This is a genomic window from Halorubrum lipolyticum DSM 21995, assembly GCF_000337375.1.
Classification (GTDB): Archaea; Halobacteriota; Halobacteria; order Halobacteriales; family Haloferacaceae; genus Halorubrum; species Halorubrum lipolyticum.
Genome location: NZ_AOJG01000018.1, coordinates 101,817 through 122,043 on the forward strand (window position 1 = coordinate 101,817; position 20,227 = coordinate 122,043).

18 protein-coding genes are annotated in these 20,227 nt (G+C 69.3%); 6 read left to right on the top strand and 12 right to left on the bottom strand.

All coding sequences use genetic code 11. From position 1 onward, the window contains the following. Positions 1-125: 125 nt before the first annotated feature. Genes C469_RS07775 through C469_RS07790 form a run of 4 tightly spaced genes read right to left on the bottom strand, consistent with a single transcriptional unit; the run spans position 126 to position 6,060 of the window. On the bottom strand, positions 126-2,420 hold the full coding sequence (locus tag C469_RS07775) for an ArnT family glycosyltransferase (protein WP_008005397.1): 2,295 nt from the start codon (positions 2,418-2,420) through the stop codon (positions 126-128). A gap of 21 nt (positions 2,421-2,441) precedes the next feature. Then, positions 2,442-3,599 carry an extracellular solute-binding protein gene (locus C469_RS07780; protein WP_008005399.1) on the bottom strand — a complete coding sequence of 386 codons (1,158 nt, stop codon included), beginning with the start codon at positions 3,597-3,599 and terminating at the stop codon, positions 2,442-2,444. A gap of 39 nt (positions 3,600-3,638) precedes the next feature. After that, positions 3,639-4,820, bottom strand: a complete 1,182-nt coding sequence (locus C469_RS07785; RefSeq protein ID WP_008005401.1) for a hypothetical protein — start codon at positions 4,818-4,820, stop codon at positions 3,639-3,641. Positions 4,821-4,842: 22 nt separating this feature from the next. Continuing rightward, a complete protein-coding gene (locus C469_RS07790; protein ID WP_008005403.1) occupies positions 4,843-6,060 on the bottom strand; it encodes a lysylphosphatidylglycerol synthase transmembrane domain-containing protein in 1,218 nt (405 codons plus the stop codon). 210 nt (positions 6,061-6,270) lie between these two features. Here C469_RS07790 and C469_RS07795 point away from each other — a divergent pair, with 210 nt between their 5' ends. Genes C469_RS07795 through C469_RS07805 form a run of 3 tightly spaced genes read left to right on the top strand, consistent with a single transcriptional unit; the run spans position 6,271 to position 7,656 of the window. Beyond that, entirely contained in the window at positions 6,271-6,702 is a 432-nt protein-coding gene (locus C469_RS07795) for a hypothetical protein (RefSeq protein ID WP_008005405.1), read from the top strand. Between the two features lie 50 nt (positions 6,703-6,752). Further along, complete coding sequence (locus C469_RS07800; RefSeq protein WP_008005407.1) at positions 6,753-7,049, top strand: hypothetical protein; 297 nt, start codon at positions 6,753-6,755, stop codon at positions 7,047-7,049. Positions 7,050-7,095: 46 nt separating this feature from the next. Further along, positions 7,096-7,656 carry a rhomboid family intramembrane serine protease gene (locus tag C469_RS07805; protein ID WP_008005408.1) on the top strand — a complete coding sequence of 187 codons (561 nt, stop codon included), beginning with the start codon at positions 7,096-7,098 and terminating at the stop codon, positions 7,654-7,656. Positions 7,657-7,759: 103 nt separating this feature from the next. On the opposite strand, the gene rpsJ is transcribed toward C469_RS07805, so the two are convergent. The 4 genes from rpsJ to C469_RS07825 form a co-directional block, all read right to left on the bottom strand. Beyond that, positions 7,760-8,068, bottom strand: coding sequence for a 30S ribosomal protein S10 (gene rpsJ / locus C469_RS07810; RefSeq protein WP_004048854.1), 309 nt, complete (start codon positions 8,066-8,068; stop codon positions 7,760-7,762). Between the two features lie 3 nt (positions 8,069-8,071). Continuing rightward, positions 8,072-9,337, bottom strand: a complete 1,266-nt coding sequence (gene tuf, locus C469_RS07815; protein WP_008005409.1) for a translation elongation factor EF-1 subunit alpha — start codon at positions 9,335-9,337, stop codon at positions 8,072-8,074. 172 nt (positions 9,338-9,509) lie between these two features. Further along, entirely contained in the window at positions 9,510-10,496 is a 987-nt protein-coding gene (locus C469_RS07820) for a homoserine dehydrogenase (RefSeq protein ID WP_008005410.1), read from the bottom strand. After that, entirely contained in the window at positions 10,493-11,071 is a 579-nt protein-coding gene (locus tag C469_RS07825; protein WP_049911153.1) for an amino acid-binding protein, read from the bottom strand. Before C469_RS07825 ends, C469_RS07820 begins: the two co-directional genes overlap by 4 nt. Positions 11,072-11,460: 389 nt before the next feature. On the opposite strand from C469_RS07825, the gene C469_RS07830 reads away from it, so the two are divergent. Further along, entirely contained in the window at positions 11,461-12,123 is a 663-nt protein-coding gene (locus tag C469_RS07830) for a hypothetical protein (RefSeq protein WP_008005412.1), read from the top strand. 106 nt (positions 12,124-12,229) lie between these two features. On the opposite strand, the gene C469_RS07835 is transcribed toward C469_RS07830, so the two are convergent. Next, a complete protein-coding gene (locus C469_RS07835) occupies positions 12,230-14,419 on the bottom strand; it encodes an elongation factor EF-2 (RefSeq protein WP_008005413.1) in 2,190 nt (729 codons plus the stop codon). A 210-nt stretch (positions 14,420-14,629) separates the two neighbouring features. Here C469_RS07835 and C469_RS07840 point away from each other — a divergent pair, with 210 nt between their 5' ends. Both C469_RS07840 and C469_RS17030 read left to right on the top strand, forming a co-directional pair. Beyond that, positions 14,630-15,274 carry a bifunctional 4-hydroxy-2-oxoglutarate aldolase/2-dehydro-3-deoxy-phosphogluconate aldolase gene (locus tag C469_RS07840; RefSeq protein WP_008005414.1) on the top strand — a complete coding sequence of 215 codons (645 nt, stop codon included), beginning with the start codon at positions 14,630-14,632 and terminating at the stop codon, positions 15,272-15,274. 102 nt (positions 15,275-15,376) lie between these two features. Next, a complete protein-coding gene (locus C469_RS17030; protein ID WP_160163063.1) occupies positions 15,377-15,526 on the top strand; it encodes a hypothetical protein in 150 nt (49 codons plus the stop codon). 39 nt (positions 15,527-15,565) lie between these two features. Here C469_RS17030 and C469_RS07845 read toward each other — a convergent pair whose 3' ends face one another. The 3 genes from C469_RS07845 to C469_RS07855 form a co-directional block, all read right to left on the bottom strand. Beyond that, positions 15,566-19,153 (bottom strand): DNA polymerase II large subunit, encoded by a 3,588-nt coding sequence (locus tag C469_RS07845; protein WP_008005415.1) that lies wholly within the window; start codon positions 19,151-19,153, stop codon positions 15,566-15,568. A 16-nt stretch (positions 19,154-19,169) separates the two neighbouring features. After that, positions 19,170-19,589, bottom strand: coding sequence for a PPC domain-containing DNA-binding protein (locus tag C469_RS07850; protein WP_008005417.1), 420 nt, complete (start codon positions 19,587-19,589; stop codon positions 19,170-19,172). 212 nt (positions 19,590-19,801) lie between these two features. After that, positions 19,802-20,179, bottom strand: a complete 378-nt coding sequence (locus C469_RS07855) for a NifU family protein (protein ID WP_008005419.1) — start codon at positions 20,177-20,179, stop codon at positions 19,802-19,804. Positions 20,180-20,227 lie beyond the last annotated feature (48 nt).

Here is a 20,227-nt window from a genome sequence, read left to right on the forward strand (position 1 = left end):
GAAGGAGCGCAAGCGACTGAGCGAGGCGCGCAGCAAGGCCCCCGAGTCGTCGCGACTGGGGCTTTAGAAACGTTCACCGTCGATCTGTTGGCAACCGCTTATAAATACCGACGAGTAGATCGTCGCTATCCGTCAGCTTCGACGCCGTCAGCATCCGTCTCGAAGACCACCCACTCGGCGTGGGCGTCCGGGTCCTCGGGGAGGTACGTCCCCTCGGTCCCGCACTCGGTGACCAGCCGGCACACCGAGCGCTCGGGGGGCCAGACGACCTCGACGCGGTCGCCTTCGACCCCGTCGCCTTCGACACCCTCGTCCGCGACATCGCCACCCGCGACCCGAACCGCCGCCTCCTGCCGGTAGGTGAACGTCGAGCCCGCCGGATCGACGAGCGTCACCGTCACGATGACCTCGTCGCCCTCGGGGGCGATCGGGACGGTCGCGTTCGGCGCGCCGGCGAGCCGCACCCCATCGGGACCGACCGACCAGTCGACCGAGAGCGAGCCGTCCGGGTCGGTCACGACGCTGCTCGCGAAGCCGTCGCCGACCGCGGTTCCCGCGTCACCTGCGGTCTCCTCGCTGCCGCCGCGCACGGCCTCCACCCGGATCCGCGCGCTCTCGACGCGTTCGGGGACGCCGACGGTCGTCGTCGCCTCGACCCGTCCCCCCTCGCGAACGTCGAGCGGTTCGAGCTTCGGCGCGACGTGTCGGGTCGGGTCCGGCGTCCACTCCCCCTGATACGCGTACCGGTGAAGCTCGCGGTCGGGGTACGCGTCGATCACCGCGAAGTCCTCGACCGGGTCGCGGTCGAGCGCGTACACCACCTCGCCGTCGAGCCCTGGGTCATTTCGGAGCGACTGGAACGGGTGGTTCTGCCACTCGCCGTAGGGCGTCGGGATAAACACGAGGTCGTCGTCGAACTCGGCCGCCTCGATCGGCTCGTAGGCCGTCTCGTACTTGTCGGCGAGGGACGCGTTCCGATCGATCGGCGTCGAGACGGCCGCGGCGCCCGCGACGCCGGCCGTGACCAGCGCGAGGACGACCGCGACAGCGACGATCGCGCGGGCGGCCCGCGCCGAGAACGCGTCGCCGAGGCGCCGGCGGACCGCCGGGAGCGCCCGCCACGCGGCGCCGACCGCGATCCCGCCGAACACCGACAGCGGCACGAGCAGGTCGAAGTGGTAGAACGGCCCGAACTGCGAGACGAACCCGTCGGTCGGGTCGGAGAGCGTCGCGAGCGCGTTGTGGGTCCCCCAGAAGAACAGGTTCCCGACGACGACGGAACCCGCGATACCGCCGACGAGGAGCCCGGCGGTACGCTCGAACCGGGGGTCATCCGCGTCCGTCACACCGACTCCGACAGCGGCGCGCGTCCCGCGTCGCCACCGGCGAACCGCCAGCGCACCGCCGGCGAGCGCGAGAGCGGTCCCGATCGGACCGGCCGCGACCCACCGCGTCAGGAGGAACCACAGCGCGTAGCCGTTCGAGCGCACCGCGAGCTCCGGGGTGTAGTCGGCCGAGTGACCGAGGAGTCGGCGCTCACCGAAACCGGGGCCGTCCATCGGTGCGAACGCCTCGTACGGGAACGTGAGCGGCGACCCGGTCATCCGGAGGTTGTACGCGAGGGTGACGCCGACGAACAGGGTTCCGAACAGCGCCGTGAGCCCGTGGCGACGCACGGGGCCCGGAAGCGGGCGCAGACCCGCGTTCCGGACCGCGGCACCGACTCGGACCAGTGCGTGCAGGATGAACGGCGCCGCGAAGAGCACCGCGGTGTACGGCCGCGCGAAGAACGCCACCCCGATCGCGGTCCCGGCGACGCCGGCCGCCGGCACCGACTCGTCCCGCACGCCCCGAAGGTACGCGACCGCGAAGCAGAGGTTGAAGAACGTCGTAGGCGCGTACGGAAAGAAGACCGCGGAGGTGGCCACCGCCATCGGCGAGGCCGCGAACAGGACGGCGGCCGCGAGGCCGGCCCGGCGACCGAAGACCGACGCACCGAGCAGGTACACGAGCGCCGCGTTGCCGGCGGCGACCGCGGCGAGCGTGATCCGCGGCTCACCGAAAAGCGCCATCGAGACCGCGTACATCGCGGCGGGGACGGGACTGTACTTCGGGTAGAGCCGACCCTCGTCCTCGACGAAGAACCACGGGTGGAAGGCGTCTGCGAGCGCGCCCGCGTGTAGCTCCAGCTGCCCGGAGAGCAGCATCGAAGCCTGCATGAGGTACACCCCCTCGTCGTGGTTGGTGGAGTGGTACGCGAAGACGGTCGCGGCGATCGCGAAGACGAGGGCCCCGAATCCGACGGCGACGACGACGGCCGCGAGCGTGAGCCGATCCGCGCGGGCGATCCGAGCGCGGCCGCGGCTCGCGAGTCGCCGTGCGAACGAGCGCGGGCCAGAAGGGTCCGGACGGGACGACACGGGAGTCGGTGAGAGCGGAGCCTAGACCTCGACGCCGGCGTCGCGCATGAGGTCGATGGTCGTCTCGAGGTCGGACAGCTCCGTCAGATCGATGTCGGGGACGTCGAGCTCGTCGATCGTCGGCAGGTCGCCGACCGGCTCGACGTCGGGGATGAGCGGGTACTCGAACGTCGACCGGGCGAAGTAGTCCTGCGCCTCGGCCGAAAGCAGGTGGCGGACGAAGTTCCCGGCGAGCGTCGCGTCGCTCGCCGTGTCCACGATGGCGGCGCCGGCGACGTTGAACACCGCGCCGGCGTCGCCGCCGGTGAACGCGGTGGCGATCGACGCCTCCGGGTTGCCGTCGAGGACGCGCTGGATGTAGTAGTGGTTCGTGAACGCCGCGTCGATCTCCCCGTCCGCGATCCCCTGACAGGTGGCGAACTCGTTGTTGTACGGTGTGATGCCCGACTCGACGACGGCCTCGAGCCACTCGCGGGTGGCGTCCTCGCCCTCGATGAGCCGCATCGCGGTGACGAAGGCCTGACAGGAGCCGTAGGAGGGCGCCCACCCGAGGTCGCCGTCGAACTCCTCGGGATACGCCATGATGTCGTCGGGCACGTCCGACTCGTCGTACTCGCTGCTGTCGTACGGGACCGTCCGGGCGCGACCGGACGTGCCGATCCACTGCTCCGTACGGAACTCCTCGCGTACCAGCTCGGCGACGTCGCTCGGCATCGCCTGCGTTCGCCCCTCGTCGGCGAGCGCGCCGAGCGATCCCGCGTTGACCGAGTAGAACACGTCCGCCGGCGATCCCTCGCCCTCGTTGACGATCGCGTTCACGTGGTCGGTGGAGCCGGCGTACCGAACCGTCAGGTCGAAATCGTCGTACTGGTCCTCGATGTACCCGACGAGTTCGCCGACGAGGAACTCGCCGCGACCGGAGTAGACCGTGAGCTCGCCTTCCAAGTCGGGCATCTCGGCCATCGAGGTGCCGCCGGGGGCCTCGCGGCCCTCGCGCCCGGAACCGATCTGTCCGATGGACGACTCGGCGCCGCCGTCGTTACCGTCGCCGCCGTCGCCTCCTTCGCTGTCGTCACCGTCGCCCGTACACCCGGCGAGGCCGACGACGCCGACGCCCCCGGCCGCCGCCAGGAACCGTCGTCGATCGACGCCGTCCTCGTCTCGTGCGTGTTTCGTCATGTGTTTTAGGCTAACCTAAATACTCTTAGTGGTGTCGGTTCAGTCGTCCGCGACCGCCGGCGTCCGACGGAGCGCGTCGAGGCAGTCGAGCCAGTCGCGCATGTGTTCGCCGACGTGCGTGAAGAACGCACCGTTCCGGTACTCGTCGAACTCGCTGTCGGCGAGCCGGTCGGCCATCGCGTCGTACACGGCGGCGTAGTCGTCGGCGTCCGCGCCGGCGTCATCAACCAGCTCCCAGAGGTGCTCGTTGAGCTCGAGCCCGGCGACCTCGTTGTGGAGGTCGTCGAACGTCGAGCGGGCGGCCTTGTTGTGTTCACACAGCGGACCGCCGTTGTAGATCCGCTTGCCGAGCACGTCGCAGGCGCGCTTCAAGAAGACGCCCGACCAGATGTCGTCGAAGCGCCCGACCTCCCACTCGTTGTCGTCCATCGGGAGCTGGTAGAACGCCGGGATCACTTCGCGGCGGAACGCGAGGTTCATCGAGCAGACGGTGAGGTAGTCGCCGCGGGCGGCGACGAAGTCGCTCCCGAAGTCGTCGGCGGTCGTCCGCGTCTGCGCCTGTCCCTCTAGGTCGCCGTCCATCAGGATCCGGACCGCGTCGAGGTCGGGCACGTTCGTCCACAGGCCCTGCGAGGCGACGACTTCGCCGGACTCGATCTCGACCGCGTCGGTCTCCACCGTTTCGTTCATCGCCGAGTACGGGTAGCCGCGGGGGTAGAGCCCGTGTTCGTCGGCGTTCTGATAGAGGACGTTGACCCAGTTCTCGTCGGAGCTGACGCGCTCGATATCGCCCTCGAACGCGAGGTTCTCCATGTGGCGCCCGAAGTAGTCCTCGTCGTCGTGCGGGAGCGTGTCGTCGTCGATGAACAGGCCGTACTCGAAGGCGTCGTCGGCCCACATGTAGAGGAGCCCGAAGCTCGTCTCGGCGTGGCTCGCGGCCGGGACGACGTGGCCGTACTCCGCGATACCGTTGGCCTCGTACCACTCCTCGCGCCGCGTCCCGTCGAACACCTCGCCGGAGACGTCGAGGTCGTCGAGCATGGCGCGCATCTCGTCAGCGTCGCAGAAGTCCTCGGTGACGAGCACGAAGTGGAGCCGCGACGTGTCGAACCCGTGCTCCCGGGCGTTCGCGACGTACGCGCGGACGCACTCGTACTCGCGGATCGTGGGAACGATCACGCAGATGTCTCCGTGTCGGTCCGCTGAGCGTCGTTCTTCCATACACCGATGTTTTTAGGCTGGCCTAAAAGTCTGACGGTCCGGGGGACGACGCCTCGCGCTCCCCGGTCGCCGACGCCTCGGCGCCGCCCACGCTCTCCGCACCCGACTCGCCGGCGACGCTCCTCCCGTCGGCCTGCACCGAGGGGGCCGACTCACCGTCCGTCGCGGGGCCGGCCGTCGGCGAGAGGCCGAGTGCAAGCGCCGCGATCCCGCCGCCCGCGAGCGTGACCGCGTTCTTCAGCGCGTGGTCGAGGATCGCGGCCGCGAGCGCGGTCTCGACCGGCAGCCCCGTCGCGCTCACGACGAGGCCGGTGAACGCCGCCTCGTACAGCCCGATCCCGCCCTGCGAGAGCGGAAGCACCTTCGCGAGGTTGCCGACGCTGACCGCGAGCGTCCCGACGACGAGCAGCGTCGGCGTCGGCACGACCCCGCCGATCCCGCCGGTGAGCGCGGCGAGCACGAGGACGGCCGTGAGCACGTCGAGCGCCCAGACGACGGCGCTCCAGAGGAACACCGCGCCGAGCCCGCGGGGGTCGGCGGCGACGACCCGAACCGACGAGCCGAACCGGACGGCGGCGTCGACTGCCCCCGAGAGGCGCGACCCCGTGGCCCGATCCCGGAGCGCCGGCCCGAACCGCCGGTCGCTCCGGGCGACGGCGACGGTCACGACGGAGAGGGTCCCGGCGACGGCGGCGATACCGGCTGCGGCCGCGAGCGCGGTCGACGGCGCGACCGCCCCCACGGACTCGCCCGATCCGGGCGACCGACCGGTCAGGAAGAGGACCCCGAGCGCGACGCCTCCGAGCGCGCCGATAGCCACGAGGTCGAACGCGCGCTCGACCGCGAGCGAGGCGACCCCCGTCGGGTACGGCACGTTCCGACGCTCCTTGAGCAGGTACGCGCGGACTCCGTCGCCCGCCCGCGCGGGAATCGCGAGGTTCGCGGTCTGGCTGGCGAACACCGTCGCCGTGAGGAACCCGACCCGACAGCGACGGCCCATTGCCGCGAGCACGTCGGCGTACCGGCGACCGCGGACCGGCCACGAGAGGAGGTAAGCGACGAGGGCGACGCCGAGGAGCGCCGGGTCGGCCGCCGTCGCCGCCGCCACGACCGCGTCGGCGTCGAGCGTGCGGACCGCGACGGCGACGCCGACCGCGAGAACGGCGACCGTCCCGAGAAGCGTGAGCCGCTCCCGCGAGAGACGGTTTCGGATCCGACCCCGAACGCGACCGTCAGTCATCGGTCTGCCGGCGTTCGACGGCGTTCGACGGGACGTTCAGCGTACACACATTGATTTAGGCCGACCTAAAGAACAAAAGGTTGACGGTCCGCGTCGCTCCGTCGACGCCTGACACCGTCGACGCGAGGCACTACCCGGCATAACCCAGTTACCCGGCGCGACGCACTACCTGACACAACACCCTTAGAGTACCCGGCCGTTCGGCCGCGTATGTCCCTCCCAGAAGCCGCAAAGCGGCGAGCGAACCGCCGGTCCTCGAGCGCCGACGACGGGCACGGCACCCGGCGCCAGCGGGACGGTCCGCCGAACGGCGTGTACCTGATCGCCGCTCTCGCCTTCCTCGGCGGCGCGGTCGACCTCCTCCTCGGACTCGCGATGCTCCCGACCTCGTTCGTCGTCTTCGGCGTCCTCCTCGCGACGATCGGCGGTCTGGAGTGTTGGGCCGCGGTCGGTCTCTTCCGCCTTCGAGCGCGGGCGCTCGGACTCGCCGTGGTGCTGTTCGGCGCGGGCGCCCTCATCGACGGCCTCCGGCTGCTGTTCGCGCTCGGGAGCGGCGGAGCGGCCGGCGGGCCGGCGGCGCGGATCCTGCTCGCGGTCGTCGTGATCGGCTACCTCCTCGCGCGGGCCGATCACTTCGAGTGAGGTCCGACGCCACCGAAATACGCTTGTGTGTAGAAATCGAAATATAACACATGACCGATGTCGAGACCGACGCGAACACCGAGCGCGTCCGGATGTGGCTCGTCGAGCGCACCTACTCCGACGACGAGCAGAACATGGTCATCCTCACCTACGCCACGCCCGACGGCGAGCGCTACTTCCGCAAGGAGCGGGCGCTCACCTCCTTCACCGACGTGCGCGACACGACGGCCGCCGTCGACGCGGCCCCCGAGAACGTCGGCGCCGTCGACGACCCGGCCGATCGCGAGCGGTACGCCGCCGAGGCCGAGCGGATGGCCGGCGAACACGACCCCGACGACGTGATCTGAGGCGGACGGTCACCATTTAATCCGCTCTGGCGCGAACGACCGAGCGATGCGCGCCACGTTCGAGACCCTCGCGGCCGCGGCGCTGGTCGGGATCGCACAGCTCGCGTTGAGCGCCGTCGGCCTCGCCGGTCTGTTCGCGCTGTCGACGCCGCTCGCCGTCGCGCCGTGGACCGCGGTCACCAGCGTGTACGCGCACGGGTCGATCGGCCACCTGCTGGCGAACGCGATCGCGCTGCTCCTCGTCGGCCCGCTCGTCGAGCGCCGGACGACGCGCCTCCGATTCCACGCGTTCGTCGTCGGAACGGGTGCGCTCGCCGGGATCGCGCAGGTGACGCTCGGCGGACTGCTCGGCCCCCCGTCGGCCGTGTTGGGGTTGAGCGGCGCCGTCTTCGCGCTCGGCGGGTACCTCCTCGCGGGCAACGTCGTGAGCGCGACGCTGTTCGACCGGCTGCGACTCTCCTCCCGGGCGCAGTTCGCGCTGTTCGGGCTCGCCGCCGTCGTCCTCACCGCGACGACCGCGGCGCCCGGCGTCGCGCTGATCGCCCACGCGACCGGCGCGTTCTGCGGGCTCGTCGCCGGACGCGCGGGACTGCTCGACGTGCGGTAGCGGGCGGGGAGACGTATCGGACCGCGCCGGACGCGAGCGACGGCGGCAGCGCTCGCGAGCGTGAAAGAAAACGAAGAGAGCGTGTGAACGGACGCCCTAGCGCTTAGTCTTCGAGAACGATCTCGATGCTGACGTCGTTCGGCACTTGGACGCGCATGAGCTGGCGGAGCGCGCGTTCGTCGGCGTCGATGTCGATCAGACGCTTGTGGACGCGCATCTCCCAGTGCTCCCACGTCGCCGTCCCCTCACCGTCCGGGGACTTTCGCGACGGGATCTCGAGCGTCTTCGTCGGCAGCGGGATCGGGCCCGACAGGGCGACCCCCGTCGAGTCCGCGATCTCGCGGACGTCGTCGCAGATGTCGTCGAGGTCCTCGGGGCTCGTGCCGGCGAGGCGGACGCGTGCCTGCTGCATCGATTATCGCTCGTTGACTTCGAGCACCTTGCCGGCCGCGATGGTCTGACCCATGTCGCGGATGGCGAAGCTGCCGAGTTCCGGGATCTCGCCGGACGGCTCGATGCTGAGCGGCTTTTGCGGGCGCACGGTGACGACCGCGGCGTCGCCGGACTTGATGAAGTCCGGGTTCTCCTCGGCGACCTCACCGGACGACGGGTCGATCTTCTGATCGATGGACTCGATCGTACAGGCGACCTGCGCCGTGTGGGCGTGGAAGACCGGGGTGTAGCCGGCCGTGATGACGCTGGGGTGCTGCATGACGACGACCTGCGCCTTGAACGTCTCGGCGACGCTCGGCGGGTCGTCGGCCGGACCACAGACGTCGCCGCGACGGATGTCGTCCTTGCCGATGCCGCGGACGTTGAACCCGACGTTGTCGCCGGGCTCGGCCTTGGGCACTTCCTCGTGGTGCATCTCGACCGTCTTCACCTCGCCGCCCACGTCGGACGGCTGGAAGGAGACGTTGTCGCCGGTGTTGAGGATTCCGGTCTCGACGCGTCCCACGGGGACGGTCCCGATGCCGGAGATGGTGTACACGTCCTGGATGGGGAGTCGGAGCGGCGCGTCCGTCGGCGGCTCGGACTCCGGCAGGTCGTTGAGCGACTCCAGCAGAGTGGGGCCGTCGTACCAGGGCGTGTTGTCGGACGCCTCGGCGACGTTGTCGCCCTCGAACGCGGAGATCGGCACGAAGGTCGTGTCGTCGGTCGCGAAGCGGACCTGGTTGAGCAGGTTCTTGACCTCCTCGATGACCTCGTTGTAGGTGGACTCCTGGTAGTCGACCAGGTCCATCTTGTTGACGCCGATGATGAGCTCGTTGATGCCCAGCGTGCGGGCCAGGAACACGTGCTCTCGGGTCTGCGGCGCGACGCCGTCGTCGGCCGCGACGACGAGCACCGCGTTGTCGGCCTGCGAGGCGCCCGTGATCATGTTCTTCACGAAGTCACGGTGGCCCGGGCAGTCGACGATGGTGAAGTAGTAGTTGTCCGTGTCGAACTCCTGGTGGGCGATGTCGATCGTGACGCCGCGCTCGCGCTCCTCGGCGAGGTTGTCCATCACGTAGGCGAACTCGAAGCCGCCCTTGCCCTTCTCTTCGGCTTCCTCGCGGTGCTGCTCGATTACGTGCTCGGGGACGCTCCCCGTCTCGAAGAGGAGGCGACCCACGAGCGTGCTCTTGCCGTGGTCGACGTGGCCGATGATGGCCAGATTCTGGTGCGGTTTGTCACTCATGGGGTAATCACGCGCTAAGGCGCTCTGTGAGTAAGTTTCGGTAGATTCCACTAAAACGGTTTCGATACGTACTACAGAGTATCTCGCCGCCGTCGGGCGATTCTCGACAACGCGGGGCACGCCATCGAGACGCACGGTCGGGCGACGGGCGCGGGGTCCGAGACCGAGAGCCCTACTCCAGCCGGCCGACGTCCCCGAGCACCGCGCTCGCCGTCTCCGGACCGCCCGCGCCCCGCCCGGAGATGTTGAGCCGGCCGGCGTGAGTGGTCTCGATCTGGACGATGTTCTGCGTTCCGGAGACCGCGAGCGTCCCGTTCTCGGGGACGAGCCGCGGCGCGACCCGGACCGTCTCGCCCGTCGCCTCGCCGATGAGCCGGACCGTCCGCCCGTCTTCGGCGGCGAGCCGGAGCGCGGAGCCGGGCACGTCGCGGATCCCCTCCACGTCGGCGTCGTCGAGCGTGAACTCCCGGGCGTCGACCGGGTCGTCGGCCGCGCCGAACGAGAGCACGTTCGCGAGGATGACGCATTTGAGCGCCGCGTCGGTGCCGTCCACGTCGAAGGAGGGATCGGCCTCGGCGACGCCGAGGTCCTGCGCCTCCGCGAGCACGTGGTCGTAGTCGAGCCCCTCGGCGGCCATCCGCGTGAGGATGAAGTTCGCCGTCCCGTTCAGCACGCCCCGGACCGCCGTGACGTGACCGGGCTCGATGTCCTCGACGGTCGAGACCGCGGGGATCGCGCCGCCGACGGTCGCCTCGAACCGGACCTCGCCGGCGCTGTCGTCGACGAGCGCCCGCAGGTCGCCGAACCGCTCCGCAACGGGTCCCTTGTTCGCGAGCACGGCGTGGCGGTCGCGCTCCAGCGCGGTCCGGACGTGCGAGAACCCGGGCTCGGCGTCGCCCAGCGTCGTCGGCGTCGCCTCGACGAGGGCGTCGTAGTCGGCCGCCAGCGCGTCGGCCGGATCCGCGTCGCCGACGATCCCCCGCTCGGCCTTGCGGGCCACGACCGCGTCGGGATCGACGCCGACGCCCCGGCCGTCTGCCCCGTCCGCGACGGTCGCGCTCGACGAGTCCGCGACCGCGACGACCTCGTGGCCGTACTCGCCCGCCAGATCGACGACGGAGCGCCCGACCGCGCCCGCGCCGATGACGGCGAGTTTCACGCCTCCACCCCCGTGAGCGGCTCGACCAGCCGAAGCTCCTTCTCCTCGGCCAGCTCCCGGACCGCCGCGAGCGCCGCCTCCGTCTCCCCGGCGCGGGCCTCCAGCCGAAGCCGGGCGCTCGACGCCTCCTCGGTGCCCTGTGGCGCTGCCAGCGACACGTCGGCGACCGACGCCGACTCGCAGGCCTCGATCCGCGAGAGCGTGTCCGACAGGTCCGTGTCGATGAGGTGACCGAAGAGCAGTATCGTCACTTCCTCTGCGTACCGCTCCGTCCCCGCCTGCATCACGTTCACGCCCTCGCTCCGAAGCGCCTCGACGATCCCCTCGAACCGCTCTTGGGTCGCCTCGAAGTCGACCTCGACCGGGATCCGGCCGCGGGGCGTCTTGTTCCCGCGCTCGTGGTAGATGGAGAGGAGGTTCCCCCCGTTGTCGGCGATCGGGTGGAGCGCCGCGAGCAGCTGTCCGGGCTCGTCGACGAGCTCCAGCCGGACCGTGTGCGTCGACGACTCGGTTGAGGCGTGCCCGCCGTCTGGGGCGGGGTCGTCGTCCGGGTGCCCGTCGATCCCGTCGCTCACGCCGCCACCTCCGCGAAGCGCGTCGGATCGGCGTCGACACCCACCGTCGCCGGAGTCGCGGTCGGTGTGGTCGGCGTCCGGCACGACCCTGTCGGCGCTGCGGAGCGGTCGCTTGCTGGCTCCGTCACGGTGCGGCGAGCGGGAGTCGTGCCCGTCTGCATACCCGAAAGGAGTCGGGGGATCGGGTATAAGCCTTCGGCGATGGCATGCGTTGCCTCGCTCTTCTCCGCGTGAACTCTCCGCACGGAGCGAGCAGAAGGGTAACCCAGAGCCAGGACGAAAACGCGAGAGAGAACGGACTCCGGCTGGACACTCACGCGGTGACAGGTGTCAGAGTCCTCGAAACGCGGCAAAAAGCATTTTTGAGTGTCGGTGATAGCTCCGAACCGATGCCCTCCACCGACAGACGAGCGCTTCTGAAGTACGTCGCGCTCACAACGACGGGATTGATCGGGGCCGGCCTGCTGATGAAAACGACCGAACCAGGGGACGAACGTCCCCCCTGGGGGCCCCCTGTCGAGGGGTCCGGAGACTGGGCGATCATCGACGAGGATGCCGATCGGTTCACGGGCGAGGACGTCGAGGGGACGCTCGCGCTGACGGTGCAGGGGCCGAACGGCGGCTCCGACCGGTTCTACGACGGATCCGGGCTGCGTATCGTCAGCTACGAGACCACCGTCACCGGCATCGACCCGGACTGGAGCTACACTCTCGGGCAACCGCGCCTCTGGCTTCGCATCAGACCGGAAGGAGACGCTGAGGGCGCCGTGTATTTTTCAAACACCAACGCGTACGGGGACACCTCGGACGAGGAGGTTTCCGGAAGCGCCGAGATCCGGCACGCGTTCGACGCCGGAAGCGGTCGAGGAGCCGTGAATCCCGTTCTGAACTACTCGGGGCCCGCTGACAGCGACGAAACCGGGCTGGATACGACCGTGGAATCGCGTGTGAGCGTTCCGATACAGAAGGTGTGGACGAAGGGGGTCGGCGGCCGGATCGAGGTCGGGTCGCTCCGGTGCGAGATAACCGAGACCGTCACCTTTTTTGAGTGACTGCGGCTGCGTCGGCCCTCTCCGTGTCCGGGAGGCGAGTTCTATCACTTACGACGGATTCCACCGACTCTGGAGAACGCTGAATCGAAGGGGCCGCGTCGTCGACTTAGAAGTAGTCGATCGACTGCGGCAGTTCCAGCTTCATCCCCTTGCGCTCGCGGATCTCCATGATCTTCTCGCGCTGGAGGTTGTCGACGAGCACGCGGAAGCCCGCGTTCTCGGTGTTCCACGAGGCGCGGCCCTCGGTGGCCGAGCGGATGTCGGAGGAGAAGCCGATCATCTCCTCGACGGGCGCGATGCCCTCGACGACCATGAGGTCGCCCTCCTGGTACATGTCGTCGACGCGGCCGCGGCGGCCCTGGATCTCGCCGGAGGCGGCGCCCATGTGCTCCGAGGGCACGTCGATCCGAACGTCCTGAATCGGTTCAAGCAGGCGGACCTCGCCGTCGATCAGCGCGCGGTGGACCGCGTCGCGGACCGCGGGGATGACCTGCGCGGGACCGCGGTGGATGGTGTCCTCGTGGAGCTTCGCGTCGTGCAGGCGGAACAGCGACCCCTGGACCGGCTCGGCGGCGAGCGGCCCGTCGTCGAGCGCCTCCTGGAGCCCCTCTAAGACGAGCTCCATCGTCTCGTTGAGGTGCTGGATCCCCTTCGTGTCGTCGATGAGGATGTTGGTCCGGTGGATGTCCTCGACGTTCTGCGAGGTGTCCTTGTCCATGCCGGCCTCCTGGAGCGCCTCGCGGCGCTCCAGTTCGGGCATGTCCATCGAGACCTCGCCGAGCTGGATGGCGTCGACGATCTCCTGGGCCATCGGCTCGACGGTGAGGTAGAACTTGTTGTGGCGGTTCGGCGACTGCCCCTCGACTTCCCGGGACGCCTCCTGGGGCTGCTCGCGGAAGACCACGATGGGCTCGCCGGTGATGACCGGGATGCCCTGGTTGTCGCGGATCCGCTGGGTGATCACTTCGAGGTGGAGCTCGCCCTGCCCGCTGATGAGGTGCTCGCCCGTGTCCTCGTTGATCTCGATCTGGATCGTCGGATCCTCTTTCGCGACCTGCTGGAGCGTCTCGATGAGCTTCGGCAGGTCGTCCATGTTCTGCGCCTCGACGGACTTCGTGATGACCGGCTCGGAGATGTGCTCGATCGACTCGAACGGCGTCATCTCGACGGAGGAGACCGTGGAGCCGGCGATGGCGTCACGCAGCCCGGTGACGGACGCGATGTTCCCCGCCGGGACGCGGTCCACCTCCTCGCGCTCGGACCCCATGAACAGCCCGACGCTCTGGATGCGGTTCTTGCCGGCGGTCCCGGAGACGTACAGCTCCTGGCCCTTCTCCAGCGTGCCGGAGAAGACGCGGCCCGTCGCGATCTCGCCCGCGTGCGGGTCCATCGAGATGTCGGTGACCATGAAGACGACCTCGCCGTCCTCGTTGACCATCCGCATCGTGTCGGCCAGCTCGCTGTCCGCGTCGCCGCGCCAGATGCGCGGGACACGACGGGGCTGAGCGTCGACCGGGTTCGGGAAGTGCTCGCAGACCATGTCGAGCACGACGTTCGACAGCGGCGTCCGCTCGTGGAGCTCCTCGCGCTTGTCGTTCTGCTCGAGCTCCATGATGTCGCCGAAGTCCATGCCCGTCCGCTGCATCGACGGCATGGAGACGCCCCACTTGTACAGCGCGGAGCCGAACCCGACCGTGCCGTCCTCGACGGAGACGGTCCAGTCCTCGGGGATGTCGTCCATGTTCTCGGCCATCCCGCGGATGAGCTCGTTGACGTCGGCGATGACCGACATCAGCCGCTCCTGCATCTCCTGGGGCCCCTCCTGGAGCTCGGAGATGAGGCGGTCGACCTTGTTGATGAACAGCGCCGGCTTCACGCCCTCGCGGAGCGCCTGCCGGAGCACCGTCTCCGTCTGGGGCATCGCGCCCTCGACGGCGTCGACGACCACCAGCGCGCCGTCGACCGCGCGCATCGCGCGGGTGACGTCGCCCCCGAAGTCCACGTGGCCCGGCGTGTCGATGAGGTTTATGAGGTGGTTGGTGTCCTCGTACTCGTGGGTCATCGAGACGTTCGCCGCGTCGATGGTGATGCCGCGCTCCTGCTCGTCCTCCTTCGTGTCCATCGCGAGCTGCTCGCCCGCGGTGTCCTGGGAGATCATGCCGGCACCGGCCAGCAGGTTGTCGGAGAGCGTCGTCTTGCCGTGGTCGACGTGGGCGGCGATGGCGATGTTCCGGATGTTCTCCGGCGTGTCCATCAGCCGCTCGCACTCTTGAACGATCTTCTTGCGTCGGCCCATTATACCGTTCGTTACCGACAGCAGGGTCAAAAGGGTAGTGTTTCGCCGCGGCCGTTTCACCGTGGATCACCCCGGATCGCCGTCGATTTCGTGCCGATCGGTCGCACGATCCGAGACGAGGCACGGTGACACGAATCGCCCTAGCGTCATGGTGACACGCACCGCGCTAGCTCCGGACGGATTTAAGTAGCCGCTCGGAAACGGACGCGTATGAACGAGACGCTCTCACGGCTCGTCGACAGCGGCGTCGTCGCGGTGCTTCGCGGCGTGGAGGCCGACCAGCTCATCGGGATCACGGAGGCGCTCCGCGAGGGCGGCGTCACCGCCGTCGAGATCACGGCCGACACGCCCGACGTGGCCGAGAAGCTCGGCGAGGTCGCCGGCTCCTTCGACGACGAGGTCGTCGTCGGCACCGGCACGGTCCTCGACAGCGAGACCGCCCGGACCACGCTGATGGCCGGCGCGGAGTTCGTCGTCTCCCCGAGCCTGCACGAGGACGTGATCGAGACGTGCAACCGGTACGGGGCGGTCAGCGCGCCCGGCGTGATGACCCCGACCGAGGCGGTCCGCGGCTACGAGGCCGGCGCCGACTTCGTGAAGGTGTTCCCCGCGAAGACCGTCGGCCCGGCCCACCTCGGCGCGATGAAGGGCCCGCTCGGCCAGATCCCGATGATGCCGACCGGCGGCGTCGGCCCCGGCAACGCCGCCGACTACATCGAGGCCGGCGCGTTCGCGGTCGGCGCGGGCGGCGCCCTCGTCGACTACGACGCCGCCGAGCGCGGCGACTACGAGTCGATCACCGAGACCGCCCGCGAGTTCGTGCAAGTGGTCGAGGACGCGCGCGACGACGACTGAGACACGCGTCCACCGAAACACGCGTCCACCCGGATCTGACAGTCGACCCCGAATACCCGTTTATGCCGTCAGCGAGCGTCTAGGGGGTATGAGCGACCGACGATGACGAGCGGAACTGGCCACTGCGTCCGCTGCGGCGAGTCGACCGCTTCCGATCGGCTCGTCGTCTTCAATCCGGCCGACGATCCGCTGCCGGTCTACGAGTGCGCCGGCTGCGGCGCCGTCGTCCGGGTCGGCGGCCGCGAGTGGTGAACCGCACTCGACCGGCGCTCGACGAGACGCCCGACCGCGTCACATGAAGTCCGCAATGCCCGACTGCTTGTTGGTGTCGTCCTCGAAGATCGACTCGAGCGACTGCTCTAACACCTTCAGCCGCTGTTTCGTGTAGGGCCGGCAGCCGAACCGGTCGGCGACCTCGATCGCGGTGTCGACGTACTTGTTCACCGACCCCTGGTGGACGGTGAGGTTCACTCGACCGCCGCACTCGCGGCAGTCGCCCGACAGCGGCATCCGACGGTACTTCTCGCCGCAGTCGAGACACCGCGTCTCCTGTCGCGAGAACGCCCGGAGGTTCCCGATGATGTCCGGCAGGAAGTGGTACTCGATCACGCGCTCGGCCACGTCGGTCTCGTCGACCGCGCGGAGCTTCCGGGCCAGCTCCAGTTGCGCGTCCATCTTCTCCATCATGTCGCCGAGCGTCTTGTACGCCGACAGGTCGGGTCCCATCGCGATGTCCGTCGTGTCGTGGGTGTGACCGAACCCGTGGTACTCCTCGTCGGTCCCGAGCGTGTCCTCGCCGATCTGGATCAGGTCCTCGACCGACTCCGGGTCGGCCATCTCCAGCGTCGCGTCGTAGAACTCGCGCGGGTACTCCCGCGCGATGTCGACGTTGTGCGCCTCGTCGTCGATCTCCGACGGATCGATCCGCGAGGACATCACGAGGGGCGCGTCCATGCGCCCACCCCTCTGGTCTGGCAAGAAAGTTTTGGAAAAATTAAGTAAACCATCCATGAGCAGCATTACGCAATCTTCGTCACCATCGCAATTTCGGCGTTTAGCGGCATGAAAGTACGGATGAGCGTATCCCACCGCGGCCGATGTGAAACCTACCACTCTCCCGACAGTCGCGGCGCTCGTGTGGGGAGCCATCCCGAAGACGAGCTCGCCGACGAGGTCGTCGCGCTCGTTCACCTCGTAGAAGCGGTCGAGCCCGTAGAACTGCTCTAAGAGGTCGTCGACGAAGTCCGCGGTCTTCAGCATGTGCTCCGCGGCGCCGTCGGAGAGGACGATGTCCTGCACGCGGAGCTCCACGAGCTGGTCGTCGTGCCGCAGCGGCTCGCCGTCGATGTCGGTCTCGTAGCCGATCTCCCGGAGGTGATCGGCGGTGACGTCGAGCTCCTCGGGCCGGACCGACGTGACGGGGAGGTCGGTCATGTCGTAGCGGACCGTGCCGTCCTTGAACGACGTGACGCCGTTCTTCGCGCGGAGGACCCCCTTCTCGATCGGCTCGGGGGTCTTGTTCCGCGAGGTCAGCCCCTGCACCCCTTTGAGGATCTCGAAGGCGGACTCCCGCTCGCCGACGTTCGCCAGCGCGGAGCGGTAGGCGTCGTTGAGGTCGACCTCCTGGTACGTCGCCGCCCGCACCTCCCACTCGCAGCGCGGGCACTCGACGCGGCCGGCCTCGTCGGGCTCGCAGACGGTGCCGCAGTCGCCGCACTCGTAGTGGGGCTCGGTGTGGACCTCGCAGTCCGGGCACCGCGCCCGATACGTGTGCTCGTTGCACTCGGGACAGACGCGGTCGGAGACCTCCACCTCCAGTCGCCCTCGGTGGCCGGAGTCGTCCATGACGCTCGCGGCCTCCGCCACGTCGCGCTGCGGGCCGCCGGCCTCGTTGATCGGGAACAGCGTGTGGACCGCCGGCGAGAGGTCGCGGCTCTCCGACTTCTCCGGGCGGCCCATCCGGTTGCCGATCCGGGTCGGCGCGCGCTCGCGGACCTCGAAGGGGGCGACCTCGTTGACCGCCTTCACCGCGTTCTCGCCGTCGTCCCACGAGCGCGCCGCCGGGGAGAGGTCGCCCTCCTCCCACGTCTTCCGGAGCCCGTCGTCGACACCGAGCGACCGCGCGAGCGGGCGCCACGTCGGGACCCGGAGCGCGTCCGGCGTCGCGACGTGCTCGACCAACAGCGACTCCAGCGCGTGCTGCGTCGTCTCCGTGCGCTCGATCGCGAGGACGCCTTCCACCACGTCGCCGTCTGCGACCGCGTCCGCGAGCGCCTCGAACGCCTCGACCGACACGTCGTGCCAGAGGTAGGTGTACTCCGGGTGGAGCGGGCAGTCGTACTCGCGCGCCCACGCGAGCGCCTCGTCGACCTCGGGGTGTTCGAGGTCGACGTGCGGGTCGTCCCGCATGGCCTGCACGTCGGCGCCGGCGGCCGAGAACTCCTGGACCCACCACTCGTAGACGTACGAGGCGGGCGCGAGCGGGTGGTTGTTCTCGACGAACTCGCCGTAGTTGACGAGGTACTCGCCGAGATCGAGCACCTTCTCGACGCCGTTCCGGATCTCCTTCGCCTCCTCGGGGTCGTCGATCCGCCTGACCTCGCCGTTCGCGAGGCGGACCGTCGGCCCCTCGATGGAGTCAACCGGGACGACCCCGTGGGCCTTCCCCGGCCGCTCCGTCTTGATCTGGGTGCCGGCCGCGAGGAAGTCGTCGACGAGGTGCATCGTCGCCGGGTGGACCCCGCCGGTCGCGAACCCGTGGTTGCGCGCGCGACCGTACCGGAGCCGGAACCCGCCCGACTCGCTCGGGTGGGTGAACACGGGCCGGCCCGCGATCAGGTCCCGGAGGAACTTCTGGGAGGGCTTCGCGCGGAGGGGACCGTCGGGCTCGGCTCCTCCCGAATCGGGGACGGACCCGTCGTCCGCACCGTCCCCGTCGCTCCCGTCTCCCTCGCCGTCGTCCGCCTCCGAATCGCCGTCACCGTCTGCCGCTCCGTCGGCCTCTCCGGCGTCCTCGTCGCTCGCGCCGCCCCCGTCCTTCCCGATCGTCCCGTCGATCAGGTCCTGCAGCCACGGCCAGTCGACCTCGTCGAGGTCTCGGGTGTAGCGCTGGATCTTCGGGGCCTTCAGCGCGATCCCCTCGGCGGCGACGAGACACATCCCGCCGCGCGCGGAGTTGGTTCCGACGCGTTCGAGGTCCCGGAAGCCCGAGACCTCCTCGTCGCTCGTCGCTTCCCCGTCGAGCATGATGGGGATGTGCTGTGCGATGAACTTCGACTCCTTGTCCTTCGGCGTGTACTGGAGTCCCGTCTCCTTGTCGTAGAGGGCGATCTCCTCGGCGTAGCGCTCGACCTCAACGTCGCGGGGCTTGTACTCGTCGATACCGAGCAGCGACCGGGCGTAGTCGGCGACGAGCACCGAGAGCGCCTGTGCGGTCCCGCCCGCCGACCGGATCGGCCCGGCGTAGTAGACGTTGACGAACTCGGTGCCGTCGTCGTTCTCCAGCAGTTCGACGCGGTCGATCCCCTCGATCGGCGCGGCGACGACCCCTTCAGTGAGCAGCGCGACCGCGGTCCGGACCGCGCCCTCGACCTTGCCGGCGCGGGAGTCGTAGTCGCCGACGGTCCCCTCGACGAAGTCGGTGACGAGCTCTAAGGCCGCCTCCTCGCGGGACATCTCGCCCTCCAGCTCGCGGACGCGCTCCGCGACCCCGTCGATCCCGAGGATGTTCTCGACGCGGTCGGCCATGTCGCGGGCGATCGGGATCTCGATCTCCGGCTTCGGGTCGTGGCCCTGCTCCTTGGCGGCCTCGGCCACGTCCCACGCCTCGTCCAGCCGGTCTTCGATCCGGGCGAAGTAGCGCTCGTCGTCCGGCCTCATCGCCGCGCGCCCCGCCTCAGAGCCATAGGTCGAGGTCGGTAGCCGCGTCGTGGGAGCGCTCCAGCGGCTCCGCGAACGCCCGCAGGTGGCACTCGCCGGCCCAGACGGTCGCGGAGTCGAGGTGCCCCGCGAGCGCCTGCCCGCTCGGTCGCGACAGCACGACGTGCGTGTGCGCGAACACGTCGCCGTCGAGCAGCGAGACGTTGCCGACGCAGGCCGCGACCTCCAGCGGTTCGTCGAAGGTCACCGACTGGTACTCGGTCTCCTCCTGGTCGTAGAACCACACCTCCGCGTCCTGCACGGCCCCGAGCGCCGTGAACCAGCCCGCCTCGACGTCCTCCGCGCGGGCGAGGTCCTCGATCTCCTCGCGCCAGTCGGCGCCCGTCTCGAAGCGCGCGACGTACTCCGCCGTCGGCTCGACTTCCCGATGGTGCATAGGAATCGTCCACGACCGCCGAGGGCAAAAAGCCTTCAGTCGCGCCGCGATCGGAGATTAATATAGCGAAATGTGATTTAAATAGACGCGACAGGGCTCAACCATGTTAACACCGAATCAACGAGAGGGGCTTCAGATACCGAAATAACGAGCGAAGAGCTACCTGAGTGCGAAAACGGTAGAGAACGAGGCCGCGAGATCGGGAGAACCGCTCAGAACGGGGCCTGGGGGCCTTCGTCGTCGCCGCCGTCGTCTGTCGTCTCGCCCGGGAAAGACGGAGACATGCCGCCGCTGCTGGTCCCGCCGAGGTCGCCGTCCGCGCCCGCGCCGGCGCCCGTGTCGGCGTGGACCGTCTCGATCTCGGGGATCTCCTTGACCATCCGGGACTTGATCGCCTGGATCGTCATGGGGGAGATACCGCAGCCGGAGCAGGCGCCGCCGAGCTGGATCGTGACCTCGCCGCTCTCGCGGTCGAGGTGGCTGATGGCGGCGCTCCCGCCGTGCATCTGGATCTGCGGGAAGTTGCGCCGCAGGAAGTTCGTGATCCGCTCGCGGAGGTCGTTGTCCGCGTCAGTCGTGTCCGTGCTCATGCCCGCGAATTCGCGTCCGGGCGGCTTATGCCTTTGGTTCGACGAGAC

What these genes read in the sequence shown, in the direction of transcription:
- C469_RS07780 (WP_008005399.1), bottom strand. Translation starts at nt 3,599, where the DNA reads ATGACGAAACACGCACGAGACGAGGACGGCGTCGATCGACGACGGTTC.
- rpsJ (WP_004048854.1), bottom strand. Translation starts at nt 8,068, where the DNA reads ATGCAGCAGGCACGCGTCCGCCTCGCCGGCACGAGCCCCGAGGACCTC.
- C469_RS07850 (WP_008005417.1), bottom strand. Translation starts at nt 19,589, where the DNA reads ATGCACCATCGGGAAGTCGAGCCGACGGCGGAGTACGTCGCGCGCTTC.
- C469_RS07785 (WP_008005401.1), bottom strand. Translation starts at nt 4,820, where the DNA reads ATGGAAGAACGACGCTCAGCGGACCGACACGGAGACATCTGCGTGATC.
- C469_RS07840 (WP_008005414.1), top strand. Translation starts at nt 14,630, where the DNA reads ATGAACGAGACGCTCTCACGGCTCGTCGACAGCGGCGTCGTCGCGGTG.
- C469_RS07835 (WP_008005413.1), bottom strand. Translation starts at nt 14,419, where the DNA reads ATGGGCCGACGCAAGAAGATCGTTCAAGAGTGCGAGCGGCTGATGGAC.
- tuf (WP_008005409.1), bottom strand. Translation starts at nt 9,337, where the DNA reads ATGAGTGACAAACCGCACCAGAATCTGGCCATCATCGGCCACGTCGAC.
- C469_RS07855 (WP_008005419.1), bottom strand. Translation starts at nt 20,179, where the DNA reads ATGAGCACGGACACGACTGACGCGGACAACGACCTCCGCGAGCGGATC.
- C469_RS07800 (WP_008005407.1), top strand. Translation starts at nt 6,753, where the DNA reads ATGACCGATGTCGAGACCGACGCGAACACCGAGCGCGTCCGGATGTGG.
- C469_RS07830 (WP_008005412.1), top strand. Translation starts at nt 11,461, where the DNA reads ATGCCCTCCACCGACAGACGAGCGCTTCTGAAGTACGTCGCGCTCACA.
- C469_RS17030 (WP_160163063.1), top strand. Translation starts at nt 15,377, where the DNA reads ATGACGAGCGGAACTGGCCACTGCGTCCGCTGCGGCGAGTCGACCGCT.
- C469_RS07790 (WP_008005403.1), bottom strand. Translation starts at nt 6,060, where the DNA reads ATGACTGACGGTCGCGTTCGGGGTCGGATCCGAAACCGTCTCTCGCGG.
- C469_RS07805 (WP_008005408.1), top strand. Translation starts at nt 7,096, where the DNA reads ATGCGCGCCACGTTCGAGACCCTCGCGGCCGCGGCGCTGGTCGGGATC.
- C469_RS07845 (WP_008005415.1), bottom strand. Translation starts at nt 19,153, where the DNA reads ATGAGGCCGGACGACGAGCGCTACTTCGCCCGGATCGAAGACCGGCTG.
- C469_RS07795 (WP_008005405.1), top strand. Translation starts at nt 6,271, where the DNA reads ATGTCCCTCCCAGAAGCCGCAAAGCGGCGAGCGAACCGCCGGTCCTCG.